Source organism: Candidatus Omnitrophota bacterium, from assembly GCA_040755155.1.
In the GTDB taxonomy this organism is placed as follows: Bacteria; Hinthialibacterota; Hinthialibacteria; order Hinthialibacterales; family Hinthialibacteraceae; genus JBFMBP01.
In genome coordinates this window covers 1-23836 of the sequence record JBFMBP010000124.1, presented here as the reverse complement: position 1 = coordinate 23836, position 23836 = coordinate 1, and the positions used below count along the sequence as shown (strand labels likewise).

At 51.3% G+C, this 23836-nt stretch carries 20 protein-coding genes and 1 tRNA gene; 14 read left to right on the top strand and 7 right to left on the bottom strand.

Annotated elements, in window-relative coordinates; genetic code table 11:
* Window positions 1-15: 15 nt before the first annotated feature.
* The 4 genes from AB1656_18265 (at window position 16) to AB1656_18250 (ending at window position 6728) form a co-directional block, all read left to right on the top strand.
* Entirely contained in the window at window positions 16-2883 is a 2868-nt protein-coding gene (locus tag AB1656_18265; protein ID MEW6237330.1) for a multiheme c-type cytochrome, read from the top strand.
* Between the two features lie 14 nt (window positions 2884-2897).
* Window positions 2898-4067: a two-component regulator propeller domain-containing protein gene (locus AB1656_18260; GenBank protein MEW6237329.1), complete on the top strand. Its 1170-nt coding sequence runs from the start codon at window positions 2898-2900 to the stop codon at window positions 4065-4067.
* A 13-nt stretch (window positions 4068-4080) separates the two neighbouring features.
* Window positions 4081-5436: an ABC transporter substrate-binding protein gene (locus AB1656_18255; protein MEW6237328.1), complete on the top strand. Its 1356-nt coding sequence runs from the start codon at window positions 4081-4083 to the stop codon at window positions 5434-5436.
* Window positions 5437-5552: 116 nt separating this feature from the next.
* Window positions 5553-6728, top strand: coding sequence for an ABC transporter substrate-binding protein (locus AB1656_18250; GenBank protein ID MEW6237327.1), 1176 nt, complete (start codon window positions 5553-5555; stop codon window positions 6726-6728).
* A gap of 159 nt (window positions 6729-6887) precedes the next feature.
* Here the strand turns inward: AB1656_18250 and AB1656_18245 are convergent, their stop codons facing one another.
* Window positions 6888-8453, bottom strand: a complete 1566-nt coding sequence (locus tag AB1656_18245; GenBank protein ID MEW6237326.1) for a glycerol-3-phosphate dehydrogenase/oxidase — start codon at window positions 8451-8453, stop codon at window positions 6888-6890.
* Between the two features lie 236 nt (window positions 8454-8689).
* On the opposite strand from AB1656_18245, the gene AB1656_18240 reads away from it, so the two are divergent.
* From AB1656_18240 to AB1656_18225, 4 genes are all read left to right on the top strand, one after another.
* Window positions 8690-10114 (top strand): sigma-54 dependent transcriptional regulator, encoded by a 1425-nt coding sequence (locus tag AB1656_18240; GenBank protein MEW6237325.1) that lies wholly within the window; start codon window positions 8690-8692, stop codon window positions 10112-10114.
* 189 nt (window positions 10115-10303) lie between these two features.
* Window positions 10304-11302 (top strand): hypothetical protein, encoded by a 999-nt coding sequence (locus AB1656_18235; protein MEW6237324.1) that lies wholly within the window; start codon window positions 10304-10306, stop codon window positions 11300-11302.
* A gap of 84 nt (window positions 11303-11386) precedes the next feature.
* Entirely contained in the window at window positions 11387-12442 is a 1056-nt protein-coding gene (locus tag AB1656_18230; GenBank protein MEW6237323.1) for an alpha-L-fucosidase, read from the top strand.
* Between the two features lie 193 nt (window positions 12443-12635).
* Window positions 12636-13178: a prepilin-type N-terminal cleavage/methylation domain-containing protein gene (locus tag AB1656_18225; protein ID MEW6237322.1), complete on the top strand. Its 543-nt coding sequence runs from the start codon at window positions 12636-12638 to the stop codon at window positions 13176-13178.
* A 223-nt stretch (window positions 13179-13401) separates the two neighbouring features.
* On the opposite strand, the gene AB1656_18220 is transcribed toward AB1656_18225, so the two are convergent.
* The 6 genes from AB1656_18220 to AB1656_18195 all read right to left on the bottom strand — a co-directional run bounded on the left by AB1656_18220 (window position 13402) and on the right by AB1656_18195 (window position 19922).
* The gene (locus tag AB1656_18220; protein MEW6237321.1) at window positions 13402-13608 is read right to left on the bottom strand and encodes a DUF2283 domain-containing protein; all 207 of its coding nucleotides are present in this window, start codon (window positions 13606-13608) and stop codon (window positions 13402-13404) included.
* Window positions 13605-13871 (bottom strand): DUF4258 domain-containing protein, encoded by a 267-nt coding sequence (locus AB1656_18215; protein ID MEW6237320.1) that lies wholly within the window; start codon window positions 13869-13871, stop codon window positions 13605-13607. Before AB1656_18215 ends, AB1656_18220 begins: the two co-directional genes overlap by 4 nt.
* 81 nt (window positions 13872-13952) lie before the next feature.
* Complete coding sequence (locus AB1656_18210; protein MEW6237319.1) at window positions 13953-16625, bottom strand: alpha-L-rhamnosidase N-terminal domain-containing protein; 2673 nt, start codon at window positions 16623-16625, stop codon at window positions 13953-13955.
* A gap of 161 nt (window positions 16626-16786) precedes the next feature.
* On the bottom strand, window positions 16787-17962 hold the full coding sequence (locus AB1656_18205; protein ID MEW6237318.1) for a sialidase family protein: 1176 nt from the start codon (window positions 17960-17962) through the stop codon (window positions 16787-16789).
* Window positions 17959-19332, bottom strand: a complete 1374-nt coding sequence (locus AB1656_18200) for a sigma-54 dependent transcriptional regulator (protein ID MEW6237317.1) — start codon at window positions 19330-19332, stop codon at window positions 17959-17961. The genes AB1656_18205 and AB1656_18200 overlap by 4 nt, the downstream gene beginning before the upstream one ends.
* Before the next feature lie 182 nt (window positions 19333-19514).
* Window positions 19515-19922: a DUF2784 domain-containing protein gene (locus AB1656_18195; protein MEW6237316.1), complete on the bottom strand. Its 408-nt coding sequence runs from the start codon at window positions 19920-19922 to the stop codon at window positions 19515-19517.
* 264 nt (window positions 19923-20186) lie between these two features.
* Here AB1656_18195 and AB1656_18190 point away from each other — a divergent pair.
* The 6 genes from AB1656_18190 (at window position 20187) to AB1656_18165 (ending at window position 23704) form a co-directional block, all read left to right on the top strand.
* A tRNA-Gly gene (locus AB1656_18190) sits at window positions 20187-20261 on the top strand.
* A 221-nt stretch (window positions 20262-20482) separates the two neighbouring features.
* Window positions 20483-21571 carry a tyrosine-type recombinase/integrase gene (locus tag AB1656_18185; protein ID MEW6237315.1) on the top strand — a complete coding sequence of 363 codons (1089 nt, stop codon included), beginning with the start codon at window positions 20483-20485 and terminating at the stop codon, window positions 21569-21571.
* Window positions 21537-21893 carry a hypothetical protein gene (locus AB1656_18180; GenBank protein ID MEW6237314.1) on the top strand — a complete coding sequence of 119 codons (357 nt, stop codon included), beginning with the start codon at window positions 21537-21539 and terminating at the stop codon, window positions 21891-21893. Before AB1656_18185 ends, AB1656_18180 begins: the two co-directional genes overlap by 35 nt.
* Window positions 21894-22361: 468 nt before the next feature.
* Complete coding sequence (locus tag AB1656_18175; protein MEW6237313.1) at window positions 22362-22589, top strand: helix-turn-helix domain-containing protein; 228 nt, start codon at window positions 22362-22364, stop codon at window positions 22587-22589.
* 370 nt (window positions 22590-22959) lie between these two features.
* Window positions 22960-23508, top strand: a complete 549-nt coding sequence (locus tag AB1656_18170) for a hypothetical protein (protein MEW6237312.1) — start codon at window positions 22960-22962, stop codon at window positions 23506-23508.
* A 37-nt stretch (window positions 23509-23545) separates the two neighbouring features.
* A complete protein-coding gene (locus AB1656_18165; protein MEW6237311.1) occupies window positions 23546-23704 on the top strand; it encodes a hypothetical protein in 159 nt (52 codons plus the stop codon).
* Window positions 23705-23836 lie beyond the last annotated feature (132 nt).

The window sequence follows — 23836 nt, the reverse complement described above, 5'->3', positions numbered from 1 at the left end:
GGGGAGTTGCGCACGATGGGACGACTATTCGCCCTTATTCTACTCGCCGCGATCGTCTCCGCCGGGACGGCGAGCGTCGAGTCCGCCGAACCGCTGGAAAGGTACTATGTGGGAGAAACGGCTTGCCGCCAATGCCATAATAACATCATGGGCAAGCGCAACCAGTTCAATCCCTGGCGTCTCTCCGCTCATTCCCGCGCCTACGCCGCGCTGGCGATGCCCGAAGCCAAAGAAATCGCCAAGCTTTCCGGAATCGCCGTCGATCCATTCGATAGCCCCATCTGTCTCGGCTGTCACGCTACGGCTTCCCAGACGGAGGCATGGCAGCGCGACGAAAAATTTTATATTGAAGACGGCGTACAATGCGAGATGTGCCACGGCCCCGGCAGCGCCTATTCGGAAGAAAACGTCATGGCGAATAAAGAGCAAGCTATGAAAGCCGGATTGCGAATGCCGGACGATAACGCCAGTAATGAAACCACCTGTTTAGTATGCCATAAGGAAAAAGGCTCCCACACCGCCGTCATTAAGGTTAAGAAATTCGATTTCAAGCAAGCGCTTTGCGAAATCGATCATTCCGGCAGAGGCGGCGAGATCAAAATAAAGACTCCTTCCATCGAACCTTTGCCCGGACCAACATACGTCGGCGTCATGGTTTGCGCCAAATGCCATCGTGGAGAAGAGAAAGGGTATCCCTTCAGCAAATGGCGCCTCTCTTCCCATGCCAACGCCTACGCGATTCTGGGAACTACGAAGGCGGAAGAGATTGCCAGAAACAAGGGAATCGAAAGCAATCCCCAGGAAGCGGCGGAATGTCTGAAATGCCATTCCACCGGCGGCGGCGAACCGGCGGGAAGATTTATGGAGTCTTTCGATATAGGCCAGGGAGTCCAGTGCGAAAGCTGCCACGGCCCCGGCAGCGAGTATATTCCCGAAGCGGTGATGAACGATCCCATCGCCGCTCGTCAGGCCGGATTGCAGAAAGCCGATCGCGAGACCTGCTTGAAATGCCATCCCAAAGAAATCGATGGAAAGCCGTTCGACTTCGACGCTATGTGGAAGAAGATCGAACACGGCAAACCGCCGGAAAGAAAGGCGGCGTTTATTGGAAAATATAAAACTCCTTTCAACTTGGAATTCAGCCGCGACGGCAAACGGTTATACGTCGCTTGCGAAGCCTCCGACAGCGTCATCGTCTTGGATCCGGAAACGAGCGAGATCGTCTCCGAATTTGAAGTCCAGGATCAGCCGCACGATATCGCTCTTTCTCGGGACGAAAAATTTCTTTACGTCAGCAATCGCGGTTCGGATACGGTTTCCGTCATTGACGCCGCCACTTTGGGGGTGTTATTCCACATTTCCGTCGGCGACGAACCCCATGAGCTGATGACCGATGGGGATGGCCATTATCTCTACGTCGCTAACGCCGGGTCCTATGACGTTTCCGTTGTGGATTTGCGCCGGGGCGCGGAAGCGAAGCGCCTCTCCGCCGGGCGGGGCGCTTGGGGAATCGCCCGCTCGCCGGATGGAAAGCGGTTTTACTTAACCAACAATCTGTCCCATTTCATTCCTTTCCGCACACCCTGTCGCTCTGAGGTTACTGTCATCAATTCCGGTACGGGCTTCGTTGAAAACCGGATTGTGATTCCCGAAGCCAACATGGTTCAGGGCGTCGACGTATCGCCGGATGGGGAATTTGCGCTCGTTACCTTGATACGCACCAAGAATCTCGTTCCGATGACCCGCGTTATTCAAGGATGGGTGATGAATAACGGCTTCGGCGTTCTCTGGAAGGACGGGCGGGTCGATCAGTTGTTATTGGACGAAATCGACGGTTATTTCGCCGATCCCACCGACGTCGTATTCGCGCCGGATGGGAAATACGCTTATGTAACCGGGGGCGGCATCAACGCCGTGGCTGTAATCGACATCGAAAAGATGAAAGCGCTTCTCGACGGCGCCGATCCCGAATACCGGCGAACCAAACTTCCCAACAATCTTGGCGTAAGCGTCGAATACGTCTTGAAAAGAATTTCCGTAGGCCGCAGTCCTCGAGGCATGGCGGTTTCTCCCGATGGAAAATTCGTCTATGTAGCGGATGGATTGGACGACGCTGTGTCCGTTATTGATATTGCGAAACAGGAACGCGTCAAAACGATATCTCTTGGCGGACCGCAGGAAATCACTATCGAACGCGAAGGAGAACGAATATTCCATAGCGCAGAAATTACGCTCAATCGGCAGTTTTCCTGCCATTCCTGCCATCCCGACGGCGGCATCGACGGCATCACTTACGACATCGAACCGGACGGCGTCGGCTTCAATCCCGTCGATAACCGCACTTTGCGCGGCATTCTGGATACCGCGCCTTTCAAGTGGGAAGGAACCAATCCCAGCTTGCGGCGCCAATGCGGCCCCCGGTTGGCCGTATTTTTTACGCGCAGCGATCCCTTTACGTTGGAACAAGCCAATGCGCTCGATCGTTATATCTGCACGATTCCTCTTCCCCCAAACCGTTACCGCGCCGGTTCGGAATTAACCCCGGCGCAATGGAACGGAAAACTTCTTTTCGAACGCGATCGCACAAACGGCGGCGAGGAAATTCCCGTCAAGAAACGTTGCGTAACCTGCCATCCCGCTCCCTTTTTTACGAATCGCAACGTGGAAGTCGTTGGATCGAAATCATGGTTGGATACGAACGATAAGTTCGATGTGCCCCAGTTGAATAATATCTACGAATCGGCGCCTTTCCTGCACGATGGACGGGCGGAAACGTTGGAAGAAATTTGGACTCGATTCAATCCCTACGACGAGCATGGCGTGACCAACGATATGACCAAGGATCAGTTGAAGGATTTAATCGAATATTTAAAAACATTGTAATATGGAGAATAACGATGAAGCGTATGGCATGGATCTTTATCGCATTGTCCATCGGTTTCTCGCTGGGATGGAGCGAAGAGAAGAAAGCCGAACTTCCCCAATTGGCGGGCGAACCATTTATCTATAAAGAGTGGGAAACTTTCTACGCGGAAGAAAATGGCTTGCCCAACGACCATATCTTTTCGCTCAAAGCCGATGGCGATCGCCTTTGGGTGGGTACGGAAAACGGACTTGCCCTATATGAAAAAGGAATTTGGAAGCGCTGGACGGAAAAAGACGGCCTGCCTTGGAGAGTCATCACCGGCATTACCGTAAGCAAAAAGACGGGCGACGTATGGCTGGCCTTGTTCGGCGGCGGCGTAGCTCGCTTCAGCGGCGGACGCTTCGATCATTTCCACCAGCTGAACAGCGGCCTCGTCAACGATGTCGTTTACGGCGTATCGATGGAAAACGACAACCTCTGGGCGGCGACGACGGCGGGGATGAGCTGCTACAACACCGTCACCGGCGAATGGGAAATCTTCACGGAAAAAAATGCGCCGATGGATGAAATCTGGTGTTACAACGTCGACGCCCATGAGGATAAAGTCTACTGCGCCGTCTGGGGCGGAGGCATTCTGGAATGGGACGTCAAGACGAAAAAATGGGACGCCCATCACGATCCCGACCGGGAGATGGAGATCGATCTCTACCGCGACGACGGCTTGATCCACATTATTACCACCGCCGCCTCTTACATCGACAACGTCCTTTGGGTTTCTACCTATTTTGGAATGAGCCGCTACGATGGACGCCATTGGCGGGGGTATACTGAAATCGACAGCGGACTAGCCAGCAGTTTCATCAATTTCATAAAGGGACGCAGCGGAACGTCGGCTTACAGCTGCACCGATTTGGGATTGGCGACGATTGCGGATTTCGATTCCGATACGTGGGTAACCTATCGGCGCGACCGTGAAGACGCGGAAACCTGGACGGCGCATGTTCTCGTTGGCAACCAGGAAATCCGCGCCGAAACTACGAATCTATCTTTACCCAATCATTTTATGATTTGCGTCGAGTTTCAGGGAGACGACGTATGGATTGGTACGGGTCATGGCCTAGCGCGGGGAATTGGAAAAGGTTATTGGCCTGGTTTGAAGAATAATCAATCCTCGCCGAACGAATCGTCGAAATCCAAATAAAGGAGGAATGGCGATGAAACGGTTTTTTGCGATTTTTGCTATTGCGGCGTTCCTTATGTTTTTTTCTCTGGCGAAAGGCGAAGAGAACCTTCAACGGGTGATGGATACAACGGCATTGCCGCCCCAAGTCGACGAATCGAAGGACGATTACGGCAAGACGCCGCAAGAATTCGTTCCTTATGGCAAATTTACTAAACCTTACCGGCGGTTTTTTCTTCAACCTCTGCAATATCGCGGCTATGGTCGCCATCTTCCCGAACCGGAGCATGTGAAATCCGTGAAGATTGGCTTTATCGGTCCTATCATGAAAACTGTTTCCGTCGCCACAGGCGGCGCGTCTCATGAAGAACCGATGGGAATCAAAATGCTCGAAGGCGCGCGGCTGGCCATCGAACAAGCCAACGCCAAAGGCGGCTATCGCGGCAAGACGCCATACGAATTGGTAGTCAAAAACGATAACGGACTTTGGGGCGCTTCCGGCAATGAGATCATCAATCTGGCCTATCAAGATAACGTTTGGGCCATCCTCGGCACCATCGACGGCGCCAACAGCCATATCGCCATTCGCGTCGCGCTGAAGATCGAAATTCCCATGATGAATACTGGCGATACCGATCCCACTTTTATCGAAACGAATATTCCCTGGGTTTTTCGCTGCCTCACGGACGACCGGCAAATGTGCTACCTGCTCGCCGATTACGCTTTCAAGAAACTGGGCGTAACCCGCATCGCTGCCTTGCGCGCCAACAACCGTTATGGACGCATCAGCATCGACGAGTTCCGAGACGGCGCTACGCGTTTGGGATTTCCCTTCTTGGCCGAACTGAATTATAAAGTAGGAGATAAGGATTTCGCGCCGCAACTCGAACGAATCAAAGCGCTCAAACCAGAAGCTGTGATTACCTATGGCGACGCCGTTGAATCGGCGATGATCCTCAAGCAGATGCGGTCGATGGGGATGGATCAATGGTTCCTGGGCAGCGACCGCCTGGTGACGAAAGAGTTTATCGATATCGTCGGCAAAGAGGAGAATAAAGTTGTCGCGGGTTATCCCTACAATCCCGCAAGCGAAGATTCTCTTCATATACAATTCCAAAAGGATTTCAAGGAGCGGTATGGAGACAATCCCGAAACCTACGCCGCTCACGGTTATGACGGCATGAACATGACGATCCAGGCTATCGAAAAAGGCGGTCTTAACCGGGCGTTGATACGCGACGAGTTGGCTGAGATGACGACGTTCGACGGCGTGACAGGGAAAAAAGAGATCGATCCGATCTTTTCCAACCGCTCTCCCGCCTACTTGGCGATTTTGAAAAACGGAGTATTTACGTTTCATTCGCGGCAAGAACTGTTTGGCGAAGGATGATGGAGGCGTTGCTCATAATAGTACGTTGGTTGGCCGTCGCTCCAAATCGGGGTTTATTTTATGAGAAAGAAATCCCGAAACCGGTTTATATAGTTTTCTTCCAATATTTATGGTTAATGGCCCTGCGATGCGGGGCTGTTTTTCTCTTTATGGGCGGCGTTGTTTTATGGGCGGCGGAAAACGATCCGATTCCCCATAAAAGAATGCTGGACGATCCATTGCAATTCACTGGCGTCGACAGCCAGAAAGACAATCCAGCCAAGCTGGATGAAATCCGTTTTGGTTTTTTCGCGCCGACGCAAGACGGTTCCATTGGCGAATCGTTGTGGAAGGGCGCGGCGCTGGCGTTGGAACAGGCCAATCGGCGGGGAGGTTATGGGGGCGTTCCCTTTCGCTTGATCCCGCGCTGGTCGGACAATCCCTGGAGCGCCGGTTCCAAAGAGATGATCCGCTTCTTGATCGAAGATAACGTCTGGGCCGTCATCGGCTCCATAGACGGAGATTCAACTCACATAGCGGAACAGATTGTAACCAAATTAAAAGCGCCGTTGATCGCGCCTATCTCTTCCGATCCCACTTTGACCTATATCCGCATCCCTTGGATTTTCCGTTTGCCGCCGAATGATTCCCGTCAGGCGGAAATATTGGTTAAAGATGGAATCAAGAGAGATAAAATCGAAAGGATCGGCATGATTACATCCACTCGCCATGACGGACGCATCGCCGCCGAGGCGCTATCGGCAGCTTTGCAAAGAGAAGCTGCGCCTCCAATCTTCCATTTACAATTGACTCCCAACGGCGATAGTTTGGAAATCGCCATGCGTGCGAAGGAGTTCTCGCCGGGCGGGATTGTCATGCGTCTGACGCCGGATCGCCTCGCGCCGATGCTATGCGCTTTGAAAAATGAAAACGTCGTATGTCCTGTTTATTTAATGTGGATGCCTGGTCTTAACGAGGAAAATCTGCTTGAGGCGTATTCTGGGCAGATTAAGCTTGTTCATCCTTTCGACGATCAAAATCCAACGGAGGAATATCTCCGCTTTTACGATTCTTATCGGGAAAAATACGGCGCATCGCCCGACGCTTGCGCCGACTATGGCTTCGATGCCGCGAATCTCTTAATGGTATGTTTTCAAAAATCGGGACCAAGCCGGGCGGGACTGCGCGACGCCGTCGCCGCTATGAACGGATACCGGGGCGCCGCTGGCGTTATCGCATGGGACAACGGAGGGGGCGCCGCCGGACGGCCGGTATTGAAGTCGCTCTTGGAAGTTTCTATGTTGAGAAACTAATCGCTCGCCATTCTTCACTCCTGAGAAAACCAAGCGTAGAAGAGGCTTCCAGCCTCTTGAATAGAGTAAAAAAAAAAGAGCCAGGATGGCTCTTCTACTTTTCTCCCAGCTATCGCCGAAAACTTCGGTTAGGCGGCTCATCGCTGTTTTTATGACCATTCATGGTTTGACCGTGAATTTTTCGGCTATTTTCTTGAACGTTTCGATCTGACGTTGTTGCCGGGATTCGTCAAATCCTAACTCCGCCGCCAGCAGGCGGGCTACGACGGGAGCCATCGCTAAGGCGGCTTGGACATTGAGAAAAAGGGCGCGGGTGCGCCGGGCGAGAACGTCGTCGACCGTACGCGCCATTTCAAAGCGCGCCGCCCATACTACATGAACGCCGCAAATGAACAGGGACTCGCATAACGGTTGGGCCAATTCCGGCTGTTCCTCCAATATCTGTTCAATTTGTACGGCGTCCGAGCCGTAGCAGGCGAACGCGCCGATTTTATCCGCTTGCTGGCAATAGCCATGTATGCGCAATTCACGGGTAATGCAGGGACGCTCTTCGAGACGCGCCAAAACGATCGCATGATCCACAACATCTTCGGCCATTTTGCGGTAGGTCGTCCACTTGCCGCCTGCGATAGTCAAGAGACCGGATTGCGAGATATGGATGCTATGATCGCGGGATAACGACGCCGTAGATGAAGCGTCGCCGCTTTTGACTAAGGGACGGATGCCGGTAAATACGCTGAGAATATCGGCGCGCGTTGGCCGTTTGGCGAGATAATTGCCCGCCGTTTCGAGAATGAAATCCACTTCATGGGGAAGGGGCGCCGGTTCCAGACAAACTTCGGATATCGGCGTATCGGTGGTTCCCACGACGGTATAGCCATGCCACGGTATAGCGAACATTACGCGGCCGTCTCGCGTGTGCGGAACCATGATGGCCGCATCTCCGGGAAGAAAGGATCGGTCGAGAACAATGTGCACGCCTTGGCTTGGAACCATTAGGTTGACGGCGCAAGGATCGTCAAGCCGCCGCACTTCGTCGCCAAAAGGACCGGCGGCGTTAACGATGCAACGGGCGTTCAGCGTATGACTCAATCCCGTCTCTTCATCCTGAAATTCGAGACCGTCGGCGTAACCGTCGGAGTCTTTTACGATTCGTAAAACCCGCGCGTAATTCATCAGGCAGGCGCCTTGTTCGGCGGCGGTTTGGATAAGGTTGACAAGCAGGCGGCTGTCGTCGAACTGGCCGTCGTGATACAGCACTCCGCCGCGCAAGCCAACCTGTTCCAACGTCGGAATGCGAGTCAGAACCTCCTCCCGCGTTAATAAAGAAGAATGGCCGAAGCCATACTTTCCGGCGAGCGCGTCATAAACCTTGAGGCCGATCCCGTAGAATGGCGCTTCCCACCAATGATAGTTGGGCACGACGAATTGCATGTCGCGCACCAGGTGGGGCGCGTTCTGCAGTAAGATGCCGCGCTCTTTTAGGGCTTCCATGACGAGGGACATATTGCCTTGCTGAAGATAGCGCACTCCGCCGTGCACGAGTTTCGTAGATCGGCTCGACGTTCCCTTGCCGAAATCGCTCTGTTCCAACAAAACAACGTCATAGCCGCGCGAGGCGGCGTCCACGGCAATGCCTGCGCCTGTCGCCCCGCCGCCTATAATGGCGATGTCCCAAGGTTCCGAATGTTCGAGAATCCGTTTCAAAAAATGGCTGCGTTTCATGTCGTCCCTATACAGTGGTCAGCGGTTAGAAATGCATTTCACTAATCTTTTAATGGCTAAGAGTATCATATATTTTTTTTATTGCGATTTTTCCACGAAGATAACATCTTCTCTTCGGAGGAACCATTCGACTATCTTATATCGCTTTTCCTTTTCTCTCTTCGAGGTAAAAATAGATAGAATATTCCAAATCGAAAAGAATAACGCTAATCCTGGTTGGAAAGGGAAATGGCGCGATGGCGACGATTCTGGTGGCGGACGATGAAGCCAAGATGAGAAAAATCCTCTCCCTGGCATTGATGGAAGATGGGCATGAGATTCTGGAAGCGAAAGACGCCGTCGAAGCGGCCGAGATCATTGGGAAGACATCTCTCAGTTTAGTGATAACCGATTTGCGAATGCCGGGCGGTGGGGGCATGGCCGTATTGCAGGCGGTGAAAAACGTCAGCCATTATATTCCCGTCATTATTTTGACCGCTTACGGAACCATCGAAAACGCCGTGGAAACTCTGAAGAACGGCGCTCACGATTACCTCCTCAAACCCTGCGATCTGGAAGAGATCAAACTGACGGTGCGCAAAGCTATCCAGGTGCAGCATCTGGAATTGGAAAATCTTTACCTGCGCCGGGAATTGTACGGGCGTTTCGGCGAAGGCGATCTTGTGGGGCGCGATCCGAACATGCTGCGCGTTTTCGATCTGGTGCAGCGCCTGTCGCTTACCGATAGCGTCGTTCTCGTCAAAGGCGAGAGCGGAACCGGCAAGGAAACCATCGCCCGGGCGATTCATCGCAAAAGTTCCCGCCGGGAACATTCCTTTATCGCCATCCAATGCGGCGGAACGCCCGCCGATCTTCTCGAAATCGACTTGTTCGGACGCATCCGGGGCATGAAGACGAACGCCTCCCTGCCCGCCACGGGAAAATTCGAACTGGCGGAAGGAGGAACACTCTTTTTCGATGAGATCGGGGATATTCCGCCCCGCTTGCAAGGCAAAATCCTGCGGGTCATCGAAGAGCGCCTCATCGAGCCGGTGGGGAGCGCCCAATGCAAAAAAGTGGATGTCCGCATCATCGCCGCCACCAATTACGATCTTGAGGAGATGGTCCATAAGGAGCAATTCCGTTCCGATCTTTTCTTCCGCTTGAGCGTCGTGCCCATCGTTCTGCCTCCCCTGCGGGATCGCAAGGAAGACATGCCGCTTCTCGTGGAGCATTTTCTGCGCGTTAAAGGGCGGGGCCGGGCGCCCATCGCTTTTTCGGGCGAGGATATCGAAGCCATGATGCGCTACCATTGGCCCGGCAACCTGCGGGAATTGGAAAACGTCGTCGAGAGAGCGATCGTGCTTGGCGATACGGATATTAAGGCGCTGCTTCCTTCGCTGCATACATCCCTCGTTCCTTCGTCTCAATTGGGCGTCTATCATAAAGAACTTCTCAATCGCGACTACAAAGACGCTAAGCGCTTCATCCTCGACGAATTCGAAATCCAATATTTCACGAATCTCCTCAAACGGGCTAATGGCAATATCTCCAGAGCGGCGCAAATGGCCAACGTCCATCGCAAGAATCTGCACGTCAAATTGGGGGAACTCGGCATCGATCCCCGGCAGTTCGCCAAACCGGAAGCGGCGGGCGAAGAACCATCCGAATCCATCCCATAAAGCCGCCGCTGTTTTCTTAATGATAACCAACGCCATGAATGCGGCGCGAACCGTCTTCTTCAACATATAATTTACGCCTCGGATATCTGTTATTGGGCATAGCGCCCGACCTTCTTGTAAAGCAGAGTATGACTCGATATAGTATCGATAAGACTGTTCAAATTAATCCCAAAGGAGAAATAGGAATTTATGAGAGTGAAAAGTATTTGTTTGTTTTCCGTCATGATTGCGTCATTCGTTGGAATTACGGCATGGGCGGATCCCATCGACATCGTCTGGACGGATGACGCCGCGCATAATCCCGTCATCGTCAATCCCGGCGTTACCGACGCCAATCGCGCTTATTACGCCTGCGTGATTTTCGATTCTTACGCCAATAAGTGGCGGACATGGTTCGACGCCAGCAGCGGCGCGGATGTTACGTATGGCGAATCTTCCGACGCCGACGGCATTCAATGGGGTGGTTACGCTCTCTGCAAAGGCTTTGGCACTTCAAAGCAAAGCAAGCCGTTCGTGATTCAGCTGGCGAAAGATTCCTTCCGTATGTGGTATTGCGCCGATTCTCGCGGAGGCGGCTACATAATTAATACCTGCGTTTCCAAAGACGGCGTCAATTGGACGAACGACGAATGGATCAATGGAATCGCCGAACCCAATCCCGTGGATTTCGGCCCAGTAGAACGATTTGCGGGCGTTCGTTTGCAAGATGGATCTTTCGTCGCCTATGTTTGCTGCCAGGAGCCGGAAATCGCCGACGCGCCGCAAGACGGCAAATTCCTTAACCGTTATACTTCGCCGGATGGCATTAACTGGATGTGGACGAATTATACGGGAGTGAACGATGGCGAAGGCATGGGCGGAATGGAGTTTTCCTCCGTCGTAAAGCATCCTGACAAAGCGGGCGTTTGGTACGCTTGGGGAAATCCCTCCAATTCGTCTGGGCCGTTTGCGTCCTTTGTTTCGACGGACGATGGTCTTACCTTTTTACTCGATGAGAACATCGTGCTTGACATCGGCGAGGTAGGAACGCAAACCTATAATAATGACCGTAATTTTCACCCCAGCGCTACATACTTGGGGAATGGCAAATGGGTAATGTTCCGCTCCGTCGCCGAACCTAAAGCCACGGCGAGAGCGACGGGAGTGGAAGATATTGGCTCTCCCGTTGGATCGTGGGAACTTTATTAATAGCCTTGAAACGCCCCGTTCTAAGAGCGGGGCGTTTTTCTTATATCGCGCGAATTGCGTCAATTGGAATATCGGGGGAGAAAAATGAAAACGAAAAAAACGTCGACATTCTTAATGATTCTATTATCATGCGCCCTGGCGGGAGGCGTGGAGCCTTCGACGGAAAAAATCCAACGCACGAACTGGTTTCAAAAAGCGGGTTGGGGCGTTTTCGTTCATTACCTTTCAGATGTCGTCGCCCAAGGCGAGAAGACATCGCCGGAGGAGTGGAACCGAATCGTCGGCGCGATGGACGTTAAGGGACTCGCCAATCAATTGGCTTCCGTGGGCGCGGGCTATTGCGTTATTACGTTAGGTCAGAATTCCGGGCATTACTGCTCGCCCAACGCCGCTTATGACAAGATCGTAGGCATTGCGCCCAGCAAGTGCTCCACGCGCGATTTGGTCGGCGATCTATCGGACGCTATCAAGCCCAAAGGCATTCGGCTCATGGCCTATCTTCCCGCCGGGGCGCCCGACCGAGATCCCGCCGCCATGAAAGCGTTGGAATGGCGCAATGGCCGCTATCCGCTTTGGCAATATCCCAACGGCGGCCCCGACGGCGGCGATCTGCGGCTGGAGAATTTTCAACGCAAATGGGAATCCATCATTAGCGAATGGTCGCTGCGCTGGAAGGATAAAGTCTCCGGCTGGTGGTTCGACGGCTGCTATTTTCCCGTGGCCATGTACCAGCATCCCGATCCTCCCAATTTCGCCAGTTTCGCCGCCGCGGCCCGCGCGGGCAATCCCAACAGCATCGTCGCCTTCAATCCCGGCGTGCGTTATCCCATCGTCTCCTTAACGCCGGAAGAGGATTATACGGCGGGCGAAGCCAACGAACCGGATAAAGTAAAATGCCAAGGCCGATGGGCGGAAGGAGCGCAATTCCAAATGCTATGCTATCTGGGAGAAAATTGGGGACATGGAAGCCCGCGCTTTACGAACGAGCAGATCATCAATTGGACGCGGGATATCCTCTCCCATCAAGGCGTCGTAACTTGGGAAGTTCCCATCCAAGCAAGCGGCTTGATTCCCCAGCCCTTCATCGATCAATTAAGCGCGATACATGCCGCTTTGAAGAAAAATGAAAATAATCGCTAAACAAAAACTTTGTTATTCGACATCCTTGGGTAAAGCAGGCGTCCCGCCTGCCCTTTTAATGCAGGCATCCCGCCTGCCCTTTTAATGCAGGCATCCCGCCTGCTTTACCCGATCTATTACTCGTTGGAATCCCAAACCATGTCAGATGGGATTTGTTATTATTAATATTTTTGTAATAGGAAAAAAGGAAATAATGATGAAAATCCCTAAAGCCTTTACCCTCATCGAACTCTTGATCGTTGTGGCTATTATCGGAGTCCTAGCTGCCATCGCCGTTCCCAATTTTCTCAACGCGCAGATTCGCGCCAAGATCGGCCGCGTGCAATCGGAGTTCAAGACGATCAGCACCGCTTTCGAGATGTACCGTTTGGATGGCGGCGGACGCTTGCCTGATGCCTGGACTATCGGAGGCTGGTATAAGGCTTGGAGTTGCTTCACGACGCCTGTGGCTTACCTCTCCACCGTTCCCATCGATATTTTCCAACCGAAAGAAAAATCCAATTTCGTCAACCAGCATAATTATTACGAATTCGTGGAATCCTACAAAGACGATCCCAAGAAAGCGAAGGATTACGCCATCGCCAGCTTGGGGCCGGACCGAGAAGACGATACGCTCAATTTGGCGGCTTATCCCAATTCATCCAAGTTCGTTCCTTATTCTACTTCCAATGGATTGGTGAGCGATGGGGATGTTCTCTATGAAACGAAGCCGGGCTTGAATCCAATGCGATGGTGAATTATACCAGCCTGCGTTAGGATTGTTGTTTATAAATTCCCTCGCCCTCTGGGAGAGGGTTAGGGAATAATAAGTCTAATAATATCAACCCTCACCTAACCTCTCCCAATCTTGGGAGAGGAATAAAAAAAGCAACAATCTCATTGCGGGTTGGTATTACTGATCTTTACTCACAAGTAGCGGGGATTCGTCAAGGGCAGAAAATTTCGTCCTTGCCGCACTCTCACGCCCTCGCTTTTTCTCGGATGAACTCTACTCCATCCAAATTGTCCACTTTCTCCGAAGCGTTCAATATCTCCAATCCTAATACCTTCCCCTCTTCATTGAAATCGAAAATCATCCCATCCATCTCTTCCTCGCTCGATTCGATCTCTCCTTCCTTAAAAACAATTTGCAAAGCATCAACTTCTGGATCGTACATTACTTTCATTGGTCTTTTCTCCAATATCTATCAATTTTTTCGGCTCGATACACTGTCACCACTTTCAAATAATCCTTCTGGCAATCGACTACCAATCGCACCAAGAAAACTTTTCCATTTTCCCATACCTTTTTCGATTGGAACACCATTAAATGACCATCTCCATCCACGATTTGCTGAGGAGATTCTAAAACATCCTCCAACATCTGAATCGAAACGCCTCGTTTTCGTATATTTATCCTAGCTTGTTCCGTCAAGATGTATTTCATCATGTCTTCTCTCTTATTCTACTTTCTACCTTTCGTTTTTCAATCGTAGATTTTTCAATGGATTGAGTATTGAGTACTTGATGATTAACAACTCGTCATCAACTTTACGACGGAAGTCTTCCCCGCCGGAAGTTGATAACGCGAACAGCCGGCTGGATTCTTGCCCGATATTCGCGGCAAGGCGATTTTTTCATCTTCCAATACGACCAATTCTCCTTCGCAATTTGGCGGCAGCGCAATAGCGATCTCTCTGTTGCCTATCTTGCCTTTGGATTGCAAGCGAATGGGGCCTTGGATCGTTTGCGCCGTCAGATCGAGGCTCTCCAAGTCCGCCAATTGCGGGCGGATTTCACAGCGCGTATATCCCGGCGTTAACGGGCGGATGCCCGCCAGGCTCATGGTAAGAACGTATAACGGGACGACGGGGCAATGGCTCCACTGCGAACCGGAATCGGGGCGGGCGTGCCAATCCTCTTGCAATGAATTGTTGAGGGCGACCGATTCCATCTCCAGCCAGCGCCCGCGTAAATCTTTCAGGACAATGTCCGGACGTCCGCCTTTGGCCAAAGCCCACAAGCGCCAACCAGCGTTGGCGGGGTAGGAGAAACCCATATCCGGCGGGCATTCCGCCAGCGCCTTCAAACTGGCTTGCGCGTCTTCTTGCGGGCATTGATCGAAGAGAATCGCCGTGGCGAGAGAGCGGTCGCATAGGCGGATCTCCTTCTCCTCTTGCCGCCAAGGGAGATTGTTGACGAAAATCTTTCGTTCTCCATCCCAGAAATGTTGAATAGCGGCCAGCAGCAATTCCCGCCCGAAGAGTATGGCCTCTTGTTCTCGCGTCTCTTCGCCGAAGACTTTGCATATCGGCGCCAGGGCGTGTTCAAGCATGGCGGCGGCGTAGAGGTTGAAGGCGCATTGTTTGTGCCGTTGGCGCTTATAAGCGATATGATCGATCCAAACGCAGGGCGAGCCAATGTTCTCCACGGGCAACAAATTATCCTTGCCTTGGATGCTTTTTAGATAATCGGCGAAGCGCAGCAGCCGGGGATACGGCTCTTCTAACGTTTTTTTGTCGCCGGTATAGAGATAGTAGTAATAGCAATCGAAATTAAAACCCACGCCATGATCGAGAATCGATCCCCAGCCAGAAAGATAAAGTTGCCGCTCCATCAGCCGCGCCAACCGGTCGTAGGCGGGCCAGGAATCGAGGAAATAGCCGTCCAGCGTGATACCCTGGCTGTAGGTGGTAATGTAGCGGGCCAACTGCTTCGTCTCGCCGAAGGCGGAATAAATGGCGTGGATCTGGTGACCGCAATCGCCGCTGTATTGCTGGCGCTCGCGGCCCATTCCGTCTACCAATGTTTCCTGGGCGCAATTGTTGAGCGTGTTGACGGTGGCGCCGATCAACTTTTGCAGGCCGGAATCGGTGCAGGCGATTTGCGGTTGATGCGGCCAGGGGTATATTCGCCGGCGCGCGCCAACGTTTTTTACCTTAATTTCACCGCGCGCATTGCGGATATGGAGCTGAAGCCAGCGCAAGCTTTCGTAATCGAAAGTTTCGAAGCGGTTCTCCCCTTCGCGGCAGATAAAACGGCTCCAGGAATGATGATGGGTATTGAGCAGCGCCAGGCCGCCGGGCTGGTGGGCTTCGTGCGGCATCAGCTCGATGATGGTTCCTTCCGGCGCTTCGATAGTGAAATAAGGCCAGCCGACGATTTGTTCCTCCAACTCGAAGGTCAACGCGGCGGCGCGGTCCGAATTCATTGGGACGATCCAAGCGCCGTCCGCCGTTATGGAAGCCGAAGCCGTCCGATCCGAATCGAAAGCATCAGGGATTAAAAAATCGAAATAATCCTGCGCCGGACGCTTCCATTCGATCCAGCATGATTCGGTCAATTGTTTGACTGGAACCAAAAATTCCTTCATCGGCGGTATAGTACGAGCGCGCAGTTGCGATTGCTGGGGATCGCCCCTCATGTCGAGCATGTATTCCGTATATGTCGAACAGATCGGCGGCTTATCCGCGGAACAATCTAGAATCATGGCTTCCAGCCAATCCGGCCCTGCGGCGAATCCCTTTTCCGTCCAGCCGTAAGGATAAAGGCGGGCGTCGAATTCTTCCTGCAAGCAGCGCAGATACCAGCGTTTGTATTGGCCCGGCTTCCAAGCCCGCGCCAGGAAAGAACGCCAAGAAGCGTCGGAGACGATGATCTCTATATGGCCGTTGGCGTCTTCAATTTCTAGGTAAAAAAGGAAGCCTGGCTTGCCTGTAGGCCAGGTTCCCTCGCCTTGCCCGTAAAACAAAACTTGCGCGCCGATGACGTTTTCTCCCGCTTGCAGACTGTTGGTCAAATCGATGGGATCGGCTTCCAGAAAGCGCGGATCGCACGGCGCCGGACCCCAGTGGATGCGCTGACCGTTGACGTTCAGTAAATAACGGCTGTCGGCGGATATCCAGCCCGTTGCGCGTTTGGGCTTGGCGGCGAGGGAAAGCGTCCGGCGAAAGAGAATGAATGTATTTTGCAAACAGCGCCCGGAGGGGTGCCAAAGCCACTTGGCGGGCGAGAGATCGGGCAGGGGCAAAGGAGGGGAGGGAATCGTTGGCGAGCCGGCGGGCGTAAAACGAAAGCCGTCTGCGTTGTCCGCTTCGGCTTGCGTTGCATTTAGCGCCCAAACGCCGCTGACGGCGGCGGAGTTTTTGATAAAATTTCTGCGAGTGATCGGCGATGATGGATTTTGTATAATTTTGTTTCGCATATTAAAACTTTCCCTTCGAGCGTTTCTCTATCGGGCAATAACGGCGTAGTGCTGCGCTTCGTTTGAGTCCAACCTAAAACTTTAAGACATTAACATAGAGGAAACTGGGGGATTGGAACCCAGTCACCAAGTCACCCAGTCTCCAAGTCTCCCTGTCGCTGTTACTTCGCTCCGCCAAGAAATAGATTCGTATAAGCGTTGATGAAATCGGCTTCGTTGAAAAGATTCATATAGGCTAGCGCTTTGCTGCCGTCGTAGTAATCTTTGGCGTCGCCTGCGCAATAATACATGACGGCGATTTTTCCGTTCGGCGTCAACACGGCGCTGGGATAGCCGAAATCGCCGCGCACGGGGCGGGAGAGAATGATGTCGTTATTGATGTCCCAGGAGCGCCCTTCATCTCGCGTAATGACGCCATGAATCATTTTCGCTTCGACGCTGCGGTCGCCGTACGCCAACAAAATCCAGCCGTTGGAGAGGCGCAGCAAATCCGCTGGATGTTGGCTCTGACCCGTGATGCGCAACGGCGAACTCCAAACGCGGCCTCCATCTTCGCTCATGCAAACGTCGACGCGCTGCATTCCCGTCGAGCGGGCCGCCGCTAGAATTCGTCTGCTGGAGAGAGGCAATAGGGTGGTCTCGTTGTGGCCTTCCGTAATGAGGGAGGGATCGCCCCAAGTTGCGCCATTGTCTTGGGAGCGGATGAGATAGGCGTAATCTTCGCGGTCCTGCCGGATTTTTGCCATTCCCGGAATTTTGTCAGTAAACGGGCCGTAAATATTCATCAGTAAAACTCCGTCGGTTCCCGATACGACGCGGCCGTAAGGCGAGCCGCTTTCCAGGCCGGGAACGCCGAAAGGTTTAGGCTGATTCCAGGTAGCGCCGTCGTCGTCCGACCATGTATACATTCCGCGCGCGCGTTTGAGCGAGGGATCCCATTTTCCTTCTTCGTTGTAACTCGCTTGTTCGTGATAGCCGAGGACAATCCGTTTAGTTGGCGTAATTCCTACGGCGGGATTGCGGTCGTCATAGATGGAACTGACGATCGGCGTAGGGGGAAACCATTGCAAGCCATTCTCGTCCGACCACGCGCCTACGAGATCGCCGCCTATATTGATGTGGCCTCCTCCCGCGCGGAAAATAGCGAAGAGGCGTCCTCCCGCTTGGTTCAATACGGGAAAATAACCCTGTCCCTCGGCCACTACCGTATGGTTGGCGGAAGGAAGATCGAAAATATCCAAAGAGATATTCTCCGCTATAACGGACATTCCGCCCGTGGAAGCAAGAGTCAACGTTGTTGCAAAATAGATTGCGATACGAATGGATTTCTTCATCATGATTCATCGTCCTCCGGAGATTTGGATACGCCGTATTCGTGCAACTTACGGATTAAGGTTCTGCGTCCAATGCCGAGGGATTCCGCCGTCTTAGTACGGTTTCCCGCATATTTCTCCAATGTTTGTAGAATGACTTTTTTTTCGATTTCGGCCAGGGTGGCTTCTCCAGCGAGAATCGGCGGCGCTTCCGGCTCTGCCAGGCGCCTTATCTCAAAAGGAGCATTTTCGCCTCTTAATCGATCCCCCTTAGCGAGGATGACCATGCTTTCGATAACGCCCTGCAACTCGCGCACATTGCCCGGCCAGGAATATTGCTGGAAAAGGGCAATCAAATCGTTATCGATAAGGAACGGTTTCTTGCCGTTTTCTTTGGCGAATCGGTCGACGAAGGCGGTCGAAAGCAGAGGGATGTCGTCCGGACGCTCGCGCAAGGGCGGAAGATCGAGCGTAATGACTTTCAATCGGTAATATAGGTCTTCGCGGAATTTTCCTTCATTGACCAATTTTTGCAAATCGGAGTTGGTGGCGGCGAGAATGCGGATATCGACGGTAATCGTTTCCATGCCCCCGACGCGTTCGATCTCTTTTTCCTGAAGCACCCGCAGCAGTTTGACTTGAATGCTCTCGCTGATTTCGCTGATCTCGTCGAGAAAAATCGTTCCCCGGTCGGCCAACTCGAAGCGGCCCTTGCGCTGTTTGATCGCGCCGGTGAAGGCGCCGCGCTCATGGCCGAAGAGTTCGCTTTCCAACAAATTTTCCGAAAGCGCGGCGCAATGGATGGGCACGAAAAGGCGATCCTTGCGCGGGCTAAGGGCGTGGATAGCGCGAGCCGCCAGTTCCTTGCCGGTTCCCGTCTCTCCCGTAATCAGGACATTCGCTTTGGATGGAGCGATTTGCCGAATCTGTTCCATCAATTGCCGCATGGGCGCGCTTTTGCCAATGATGCCTTCGACGCCCTCGGCGGGTTGGACGCTTTCGCGGTGATATTCGTTCTCCAACTCGATGCGCCGCTTTTCCAGCGTCTGTTCGACCAAAATTTCCAACTCGTCGAGATTAACCGGCTTGGTAAGATAATTGTACGCCCCCAATTTCATGGCTTTGACGGCCATCTCGATGCTGCCATAAGCGGTGAGGACGATGACGCTCACGGAAGGGTCTTCTTCCTTCACCTTTTTCAATAGTTCCATGCCGTTCATCTCCGGCATTCGGATGTCAGTGATGAGGACGTCGCAACCCTGTTTTTTGAACTTGACGTAGGCTTCGGCGCCATCGGCGGCGGTTTCGACTTTCCGCTCGCTGGATTCCAAGGCTTTGCGCAATCCATCGCGGCTGTTGACCTCGTCGTCGGCGATTAAAATAAAATAACGCATATCGGTTTCCCAATTTTCCTGAGCGAGAATGAAGAGAAATATAACGATCGGAATTCTCGCAACGATTGTATGACGATTCTTTCCATAAATGTATGGCGGATCGCTCGGGTTTCAAGCGCCGTATCGGATTTCATGGAGAATGAAAATCGCCGAACGAACGCTATAGACGAACCAATGGAAGATTATTTGGATGGAATCCGCGGTTTGCGTAAGGGTGAATGCGGCGGAACAAGATAAAATAACGAGAGCAAAAAAACGCCGACGGCGATATAAAATATCGTACATTGCCAAGGCTCGAAATCGTAATAGAGCAGAGTTGAAATCCAATGGGTCATAAAATCGTGATAATAACTGCTTTCACCGCCTAATTGCCGGTAATGATCTTCCCATACGGTTAATGGACAGGGATATCCCAAAACAGACAGCGCGATCACGATTCCGATGAGCGAGAAATGAACCAACCGGAACCAAAAATTACGCACGTAATTCCACTTCCTGAAAGCGCCGATAAGTATCAATAGGATCGGAACGGCTACGCAAAGAACGTAGAAAAAATGCAAGCACATTATGAGGTTGGCGATGATTTTCATGATTATTTTTCTGACGTTGGCGGAAGAATTTGCCGATTCTATAACGCGTCCGCTGTAGGTTTCTCCATTAATAAACCGACTGTTTTTTCAATCGGGTAAAATGATTTTAGTTGTTTGCTTTTTTAGTATTTTACGCTTTGGCATTGCCAATTCAACATATGTATTTCGATCAAATGCTTTTGAGATGAGCAAGTTTCTCGCAAGAGTCCAAACGCATCGCTTGACATCGCGTTGAAGCGAAGCATAATTTTCAAATTGTATTATGCGGGAGTAGCTCAATTTGGCCAGAGCATCAGCCTTCCAAGCTGAGGGTTGCGGGTTCGAGACCCGTCTCCCGCTTACCTTAAATTTCCCTAAGTTTCCCTAAAATAACCACTTAACCAAACCTACTCTTCTTTCCATTTCTCGATATTCCCTTGCATTTCGCTAAATTATTGTGTACAATTCTAGGTACGCACTGTTTTTTCTTTCATTTTCAACCATTTTTTTCCCGCCAAGTAGTAAACAAAAAATCGGGTGTACATGCAAAAATTCCGTGTGTACGAAAGGAAATAGCAATCATGGCGAGCCTGATACAGAGACCCGGCAGCAATATTTGGTACGTTCAATACAAGAACGGGGGGAGGTGGAAACGATTATCCACCAAAACCGAATCGAAAAAAATCGCTCAGGAGGTTCTTGCTCGGTTCAAGGTGGAAGAGGCGCGAGAGTTTAACGACCTGCCGACTCAACGGGCGCGGCATACTTTGGGCGAGTTGCTCCAAAAATATCTTGAGCATTCCGATTCCACCCAATCTCCCCGTTGGGCGAAAAACAAGCGTCTTTTATTTGAAAATTTTATCCTTCCGTTCTTCGGCGCGGATACTCCTATCAAAGAAATCACGGTTTCTCGAATCGAAGCCTATCAGCGGGAACGGTTGAAATCGGTGAAACCCAGGACCGTCAATATCGAAACCCATCATTGCTTGCTGCCCATGCTGCGAAAAGGAGCGGTTTGGAAGATGCTTCCTGTTTCCAGCATTCCCGTTATTTCCAAACTTCAAGAACAGGGTGGTCGTTTGCGTTTTCTGAGCAAAGAAGAGGCTTTCGTTTTGCGGGAGACGGCTTCTCAACTGTCCAAAGAACTGGAAATCTTCGTTATGTTGGGTTTATTTGGCGGAATGCGGGCGGGAGAAATCATAGCCTTGCGTTGGGCGGATGTTGACCTGAATTTACGAACCATTACCGTTGCCCCCCGCCAGGATTGGACGCCCAAGACCCGGCGGGCGCGGGTTATCCCCATCAATGATGAATTGGACTCGTTTTTGTCTCAACGGCGGGCGGAAGGCCAACCTGACGGCTTGATTTTATCCGTCAGTTATGAGGGTATGAAGAAACGGTTTCATCGTTTGGTGAGACTGGCCGGGCTTCCCATCACGGGAGACCAGAAGGTAACGGCGCATACGTTGCGGCATACCTTCGCTTCCCACCTGGTTATGGCCGGAACTCCCCTTTATACAGTGGCGGCTCTCTTGGGACATTCCAACACGGAAACGACGCGGTTGTATTCTCACCTCGCCCCCAGCCACTTGCAACAAGCCGTCAACGGGTTGAATTACGAAAGGGAAAAACGACATGAAAACTCAACAGATAATCGGCAAGATGATTGAACGAATCAAATCGGTAAAGAATAAACCGCAACGTTTAACTTGGCAAAACGAACCGTCATGGAAAACGTTTAGGAAACAGTTGGATGCGCTTCCATCCGTTCAGGATAAAATTCAATCTGCGGAAAACTTTCAACGCGAATTCGAGCACTCATGCTTATTGAATGCTATCAATCTTGTAGAACGTGAAGCATTTACGGGATACGGCTGTTGGCTCACCGGCGCCGGAGAACTTAACGATCTGCTAAAGAAAGAATTGGACTATTTGGATGAGCGTCTCCCCAAAAAGATCGAATCTCCAACCTCATCTGAAGTCCAAAAATAAGAGAACGAACCCTCCGATGCCGAGTCCCAAAAAACGCAGCCATCAAGTAAATTTGAAAAGATAGTATGGTTAGGAACTGAAGATCAGTTAGTTTATTTATTCGAGGAACTCATAGCAAAGAAATTCATTCCCGACTCTATAAATATCCATGCGTTTGTGGAGTCCAGTTTTTTAAATAAAAGTGGAAAGCCGTTCAACCGTAAGCAATTGGCGACAGTAAAACAACGAGTGTTGAATAGTGGCAAACCTAAAAAAGGTAATATCCTCGATAATACCCTCAATAATGTCCTCTCTCGCGCCCCTCAAAAAAAATAACCATCGCAACATGAACTAATTTTAAAAAGTTCACCGATATTCACCGAAGTAAAGCCTTTATTTCGGTGAATATTATTTTTATTTCCCCCTGCTAAATTACAAAAAGAACTTAAAAGCAACACAAAAATGTAATCGGAAAGGCAAAAAAAAAACATGAATCCGACTTATCGTAATTGGTTGACGATCTCAGAAGCGGGGGATTATTTACAAAAGTCAAAAAAATCGATTTACAATTTGGTCCACCTGAAACGAATTCCTTATTCAAAGCTCGGCGCAAGCTTAAGATTTTCTCAAGAAGATTTAGATAGTTTTTTGGTAAAAAACACCGTGCAGCCACTCAAACGAGAAAATATAAGTTTGCAAGATCGGAGAGAAAAATGACTGCGACTCCCCATAACCAGGATACAGAAAAACATGTTATCGGAGCGAAGTTTATGGATATTGAGGCGTTTCATTGGGTGTGGGCTGAATTGGCGTCCAGGGCAAGCCAATGACAGCCCCATCGTTCGACAGGGCAATCATTGCGCTTTTTTTTGCCCTGGCATATTACGCAGCCTATTATTTTGGACAGAGACGGACGCGACGGCGTTGTTGTCCGTTGCCGGGTGGATGATAAAAAGAAAACGCCCGTCTTACTGGCTGGCAGGCGCGGGCGGAAATGGAGAGTCATTTATGCCCTACATTATACCGGAAATGCGCATCATTTCAAGCATGAAAACCGACTCTCCATTTCTTGAATGGAGATGATGGAATGGCCGATGGATATGGCAAAGGGACATTTTTTGAAACCCGATATTTACTCAGTCCTGCATTCATTAGCCTGGGAGTCTCAGGAACGTCGGCGATTGTTTCGAGTTGCTCCACCGTCATGCTGTTGATGTTTCTGTGTAAAAGACAATTCAAAAGATGTCCGGGAAAAAAGGGCATCAAAGAGATGATGCGCGTTGACGAAAATAAACTTTCACTCACGTATAAAGAATTGGCTAGGTACGGCATTTCAAAGACGCGCGCGGCGCGTGGGTTTTCCGAACTGCTGGCAAAGGGATTCATCAAGGTTGAACATCAGGGCGGAGCATTCGAAAAAGACAAAAGTCTCTATTCACTGTCCACTGACTTTATCCGATGGCGTCCGGGCGATGCGCCTATTCAATGCCGTTCAAGCGATGTCCGACGCGGTTTTTTGGGTAAAGGTAAAGGCATCGTCTCTGTCCCTAAAAAACAATTATCGCACATGCCGACGATACCCACCCACGCACACGCCGACGATACCCACCCTGGCAAAAGACGCACACGCACGTGATACCCACCCTGAAACGGGAGAAAAAAGGACTTTCGCTATGATTGCATTGGTTTTAAAGAGATTGAAGCGAAAAACCTACCTGGGTATTGTCGGCGTGTGCGTATACATGATAACCATGCAATATGCTGTTTGTTCCTTGAAACGCCTATTCATTCACATCCAACCACCGGCGGAGCCGGGAACGGGCATTCAATAGGGCGTCTGATCAGCGACAATTAAAATTCCCTCCTGACGACAATTAAAATTCCCGGTTTGAAGAGACGAGATAAAGTGATCCCAATCTCGAAGAAGGAGGTTGGAATGGTCACGGATGAACAGGTGAGGTTAC

Coding starts and splice junctions, on each gene's coding strand:
- AB1656_18215 (MEW6237320.1), bottom strand. CDS start 13,871: ATGATGAAATACATCTTGACGGAACAAGCTAGGATAAATATACGAAAA.
- AB1656_18165 (MEW6237311.1), top strand. CDS start 23,546: ATGATTGCATTGGTTTTAAAGAGATTGAAGCGAAAAACCTACCTGGGT.
- AB1656_18170 (MEW6237312.1), top strand. CDS start 22,960: ATGGCCGATGGATATGGCAAAGGGACATTTTTTGAAACCCGATATTTA.
- AB1656_18220 (MEW6237321.1), bottom strand. CDS start 13,608: ATGAAAGTAATGTACGATCCAGAAGTTGATGCTTTGCAAATTGTTTTT.
- AB1656_18180 (MEW6237314.1), top strand. CDS start 21,537: ATGAAAACTCAACAGATAATCGGCAAGATGATTGAACGAATCAAATCG.
- AB1656_18230 (MEW6237323.1), top strand. CDS start 11,387: ATGAAAACGAAAAAAACGTCGACATTCTTAATGATTCTATTATCATGC.
- AB1656_18185 (MEW6237315.1), top strand. CDS start 20,483: ATGGCGAGCCTGATACAGAGACCCGGCAGCAATATTTGGTACGTTCAA.
- AB1656_18225 (MEW6237322.1), top strand. CDS start 12,636: ATGATGAAAATCCCTAAAGCCTTTACCCTCATCGAACTCTTGATCGTT.
- AB1656_18255 (MEW6237328.1), top strand. CDS start 4,081: ATGAAACGGTTTTTTGCGATTTTTGCTATTGCGGCGTTCCTTATGTTT.
- AB1656_18205 (MEW6237318.1), bottom strand. CDS start 17,962: ATGATGAAGAAATCCATTCGTATCGCAATCTATTTTGCAACAACGTTG.
- AB1656_18175 (MEW6237313.1), top strand. CDS start 22,362: ATGAATCCGACTTATCGTAATTGGTTGACGATCTCAGAAGCGGGGGAT.
- AB1656_18260 (MEW6237329.1), top strand. CDS start 2,898: ATGAAGCGTATGGCATGGATCTTTATCGCATTGTCCATCGGTTTCTCG.
- AB1656_18200 (MEW6237317.1), bottom strand. CDS start 19,332: ATGCGTTATTTTATTTTAATCGCCGACGACGAGGTCAACAGCCGCGAT.
- AB1656_18210 (MEW6237319.1), bottom strand. CDS start 16,625: ATGCGAAACAAAATTATACAAAATCCATCATCGCCGATCACTCGCAGA.
- AB1656_18265 (MEW6237330.1), top strand. CDS start 16: ATGGGACGACTATTCGCCCTTATTCTACTCGCCGCGATCGTCTCCGCC.
- AB1656_18245 (MEW6237326.1), bottom strand. CDS start 8,453: ATGAAACGCAGCCATTTTTTGAAACGGATTCTCGAACATTCGGAACCT.
- AB1656_18250 (MEW6237327.1), top strand. CDS start 5,553: ATGGCCCTGCGATGCGGGGCTGTTTTTCTCTTTATGGGCGGCGTTGTT.
- AB1656_18195 (MEW6237316.1), bottom strand. CDS start 19,922: ATGAAAATCATCGCCAACCTCATAATGTGCTTGCATTTTTTCTACGTT.
- AB1656_18240 (MEW6237325.1), top strand. CDS start 8,690: ATGGCGACGATTCTGGTGGCGGACGATGAAGCCAAGATGAGAAAAATC.
- AB1656_18235 (MEW6237324.1), top strand. CDS start 10,304: ATGAGAGTGAAAAGTATTTGTTTGTTTTCCGTCATGATTGCGTCATTC.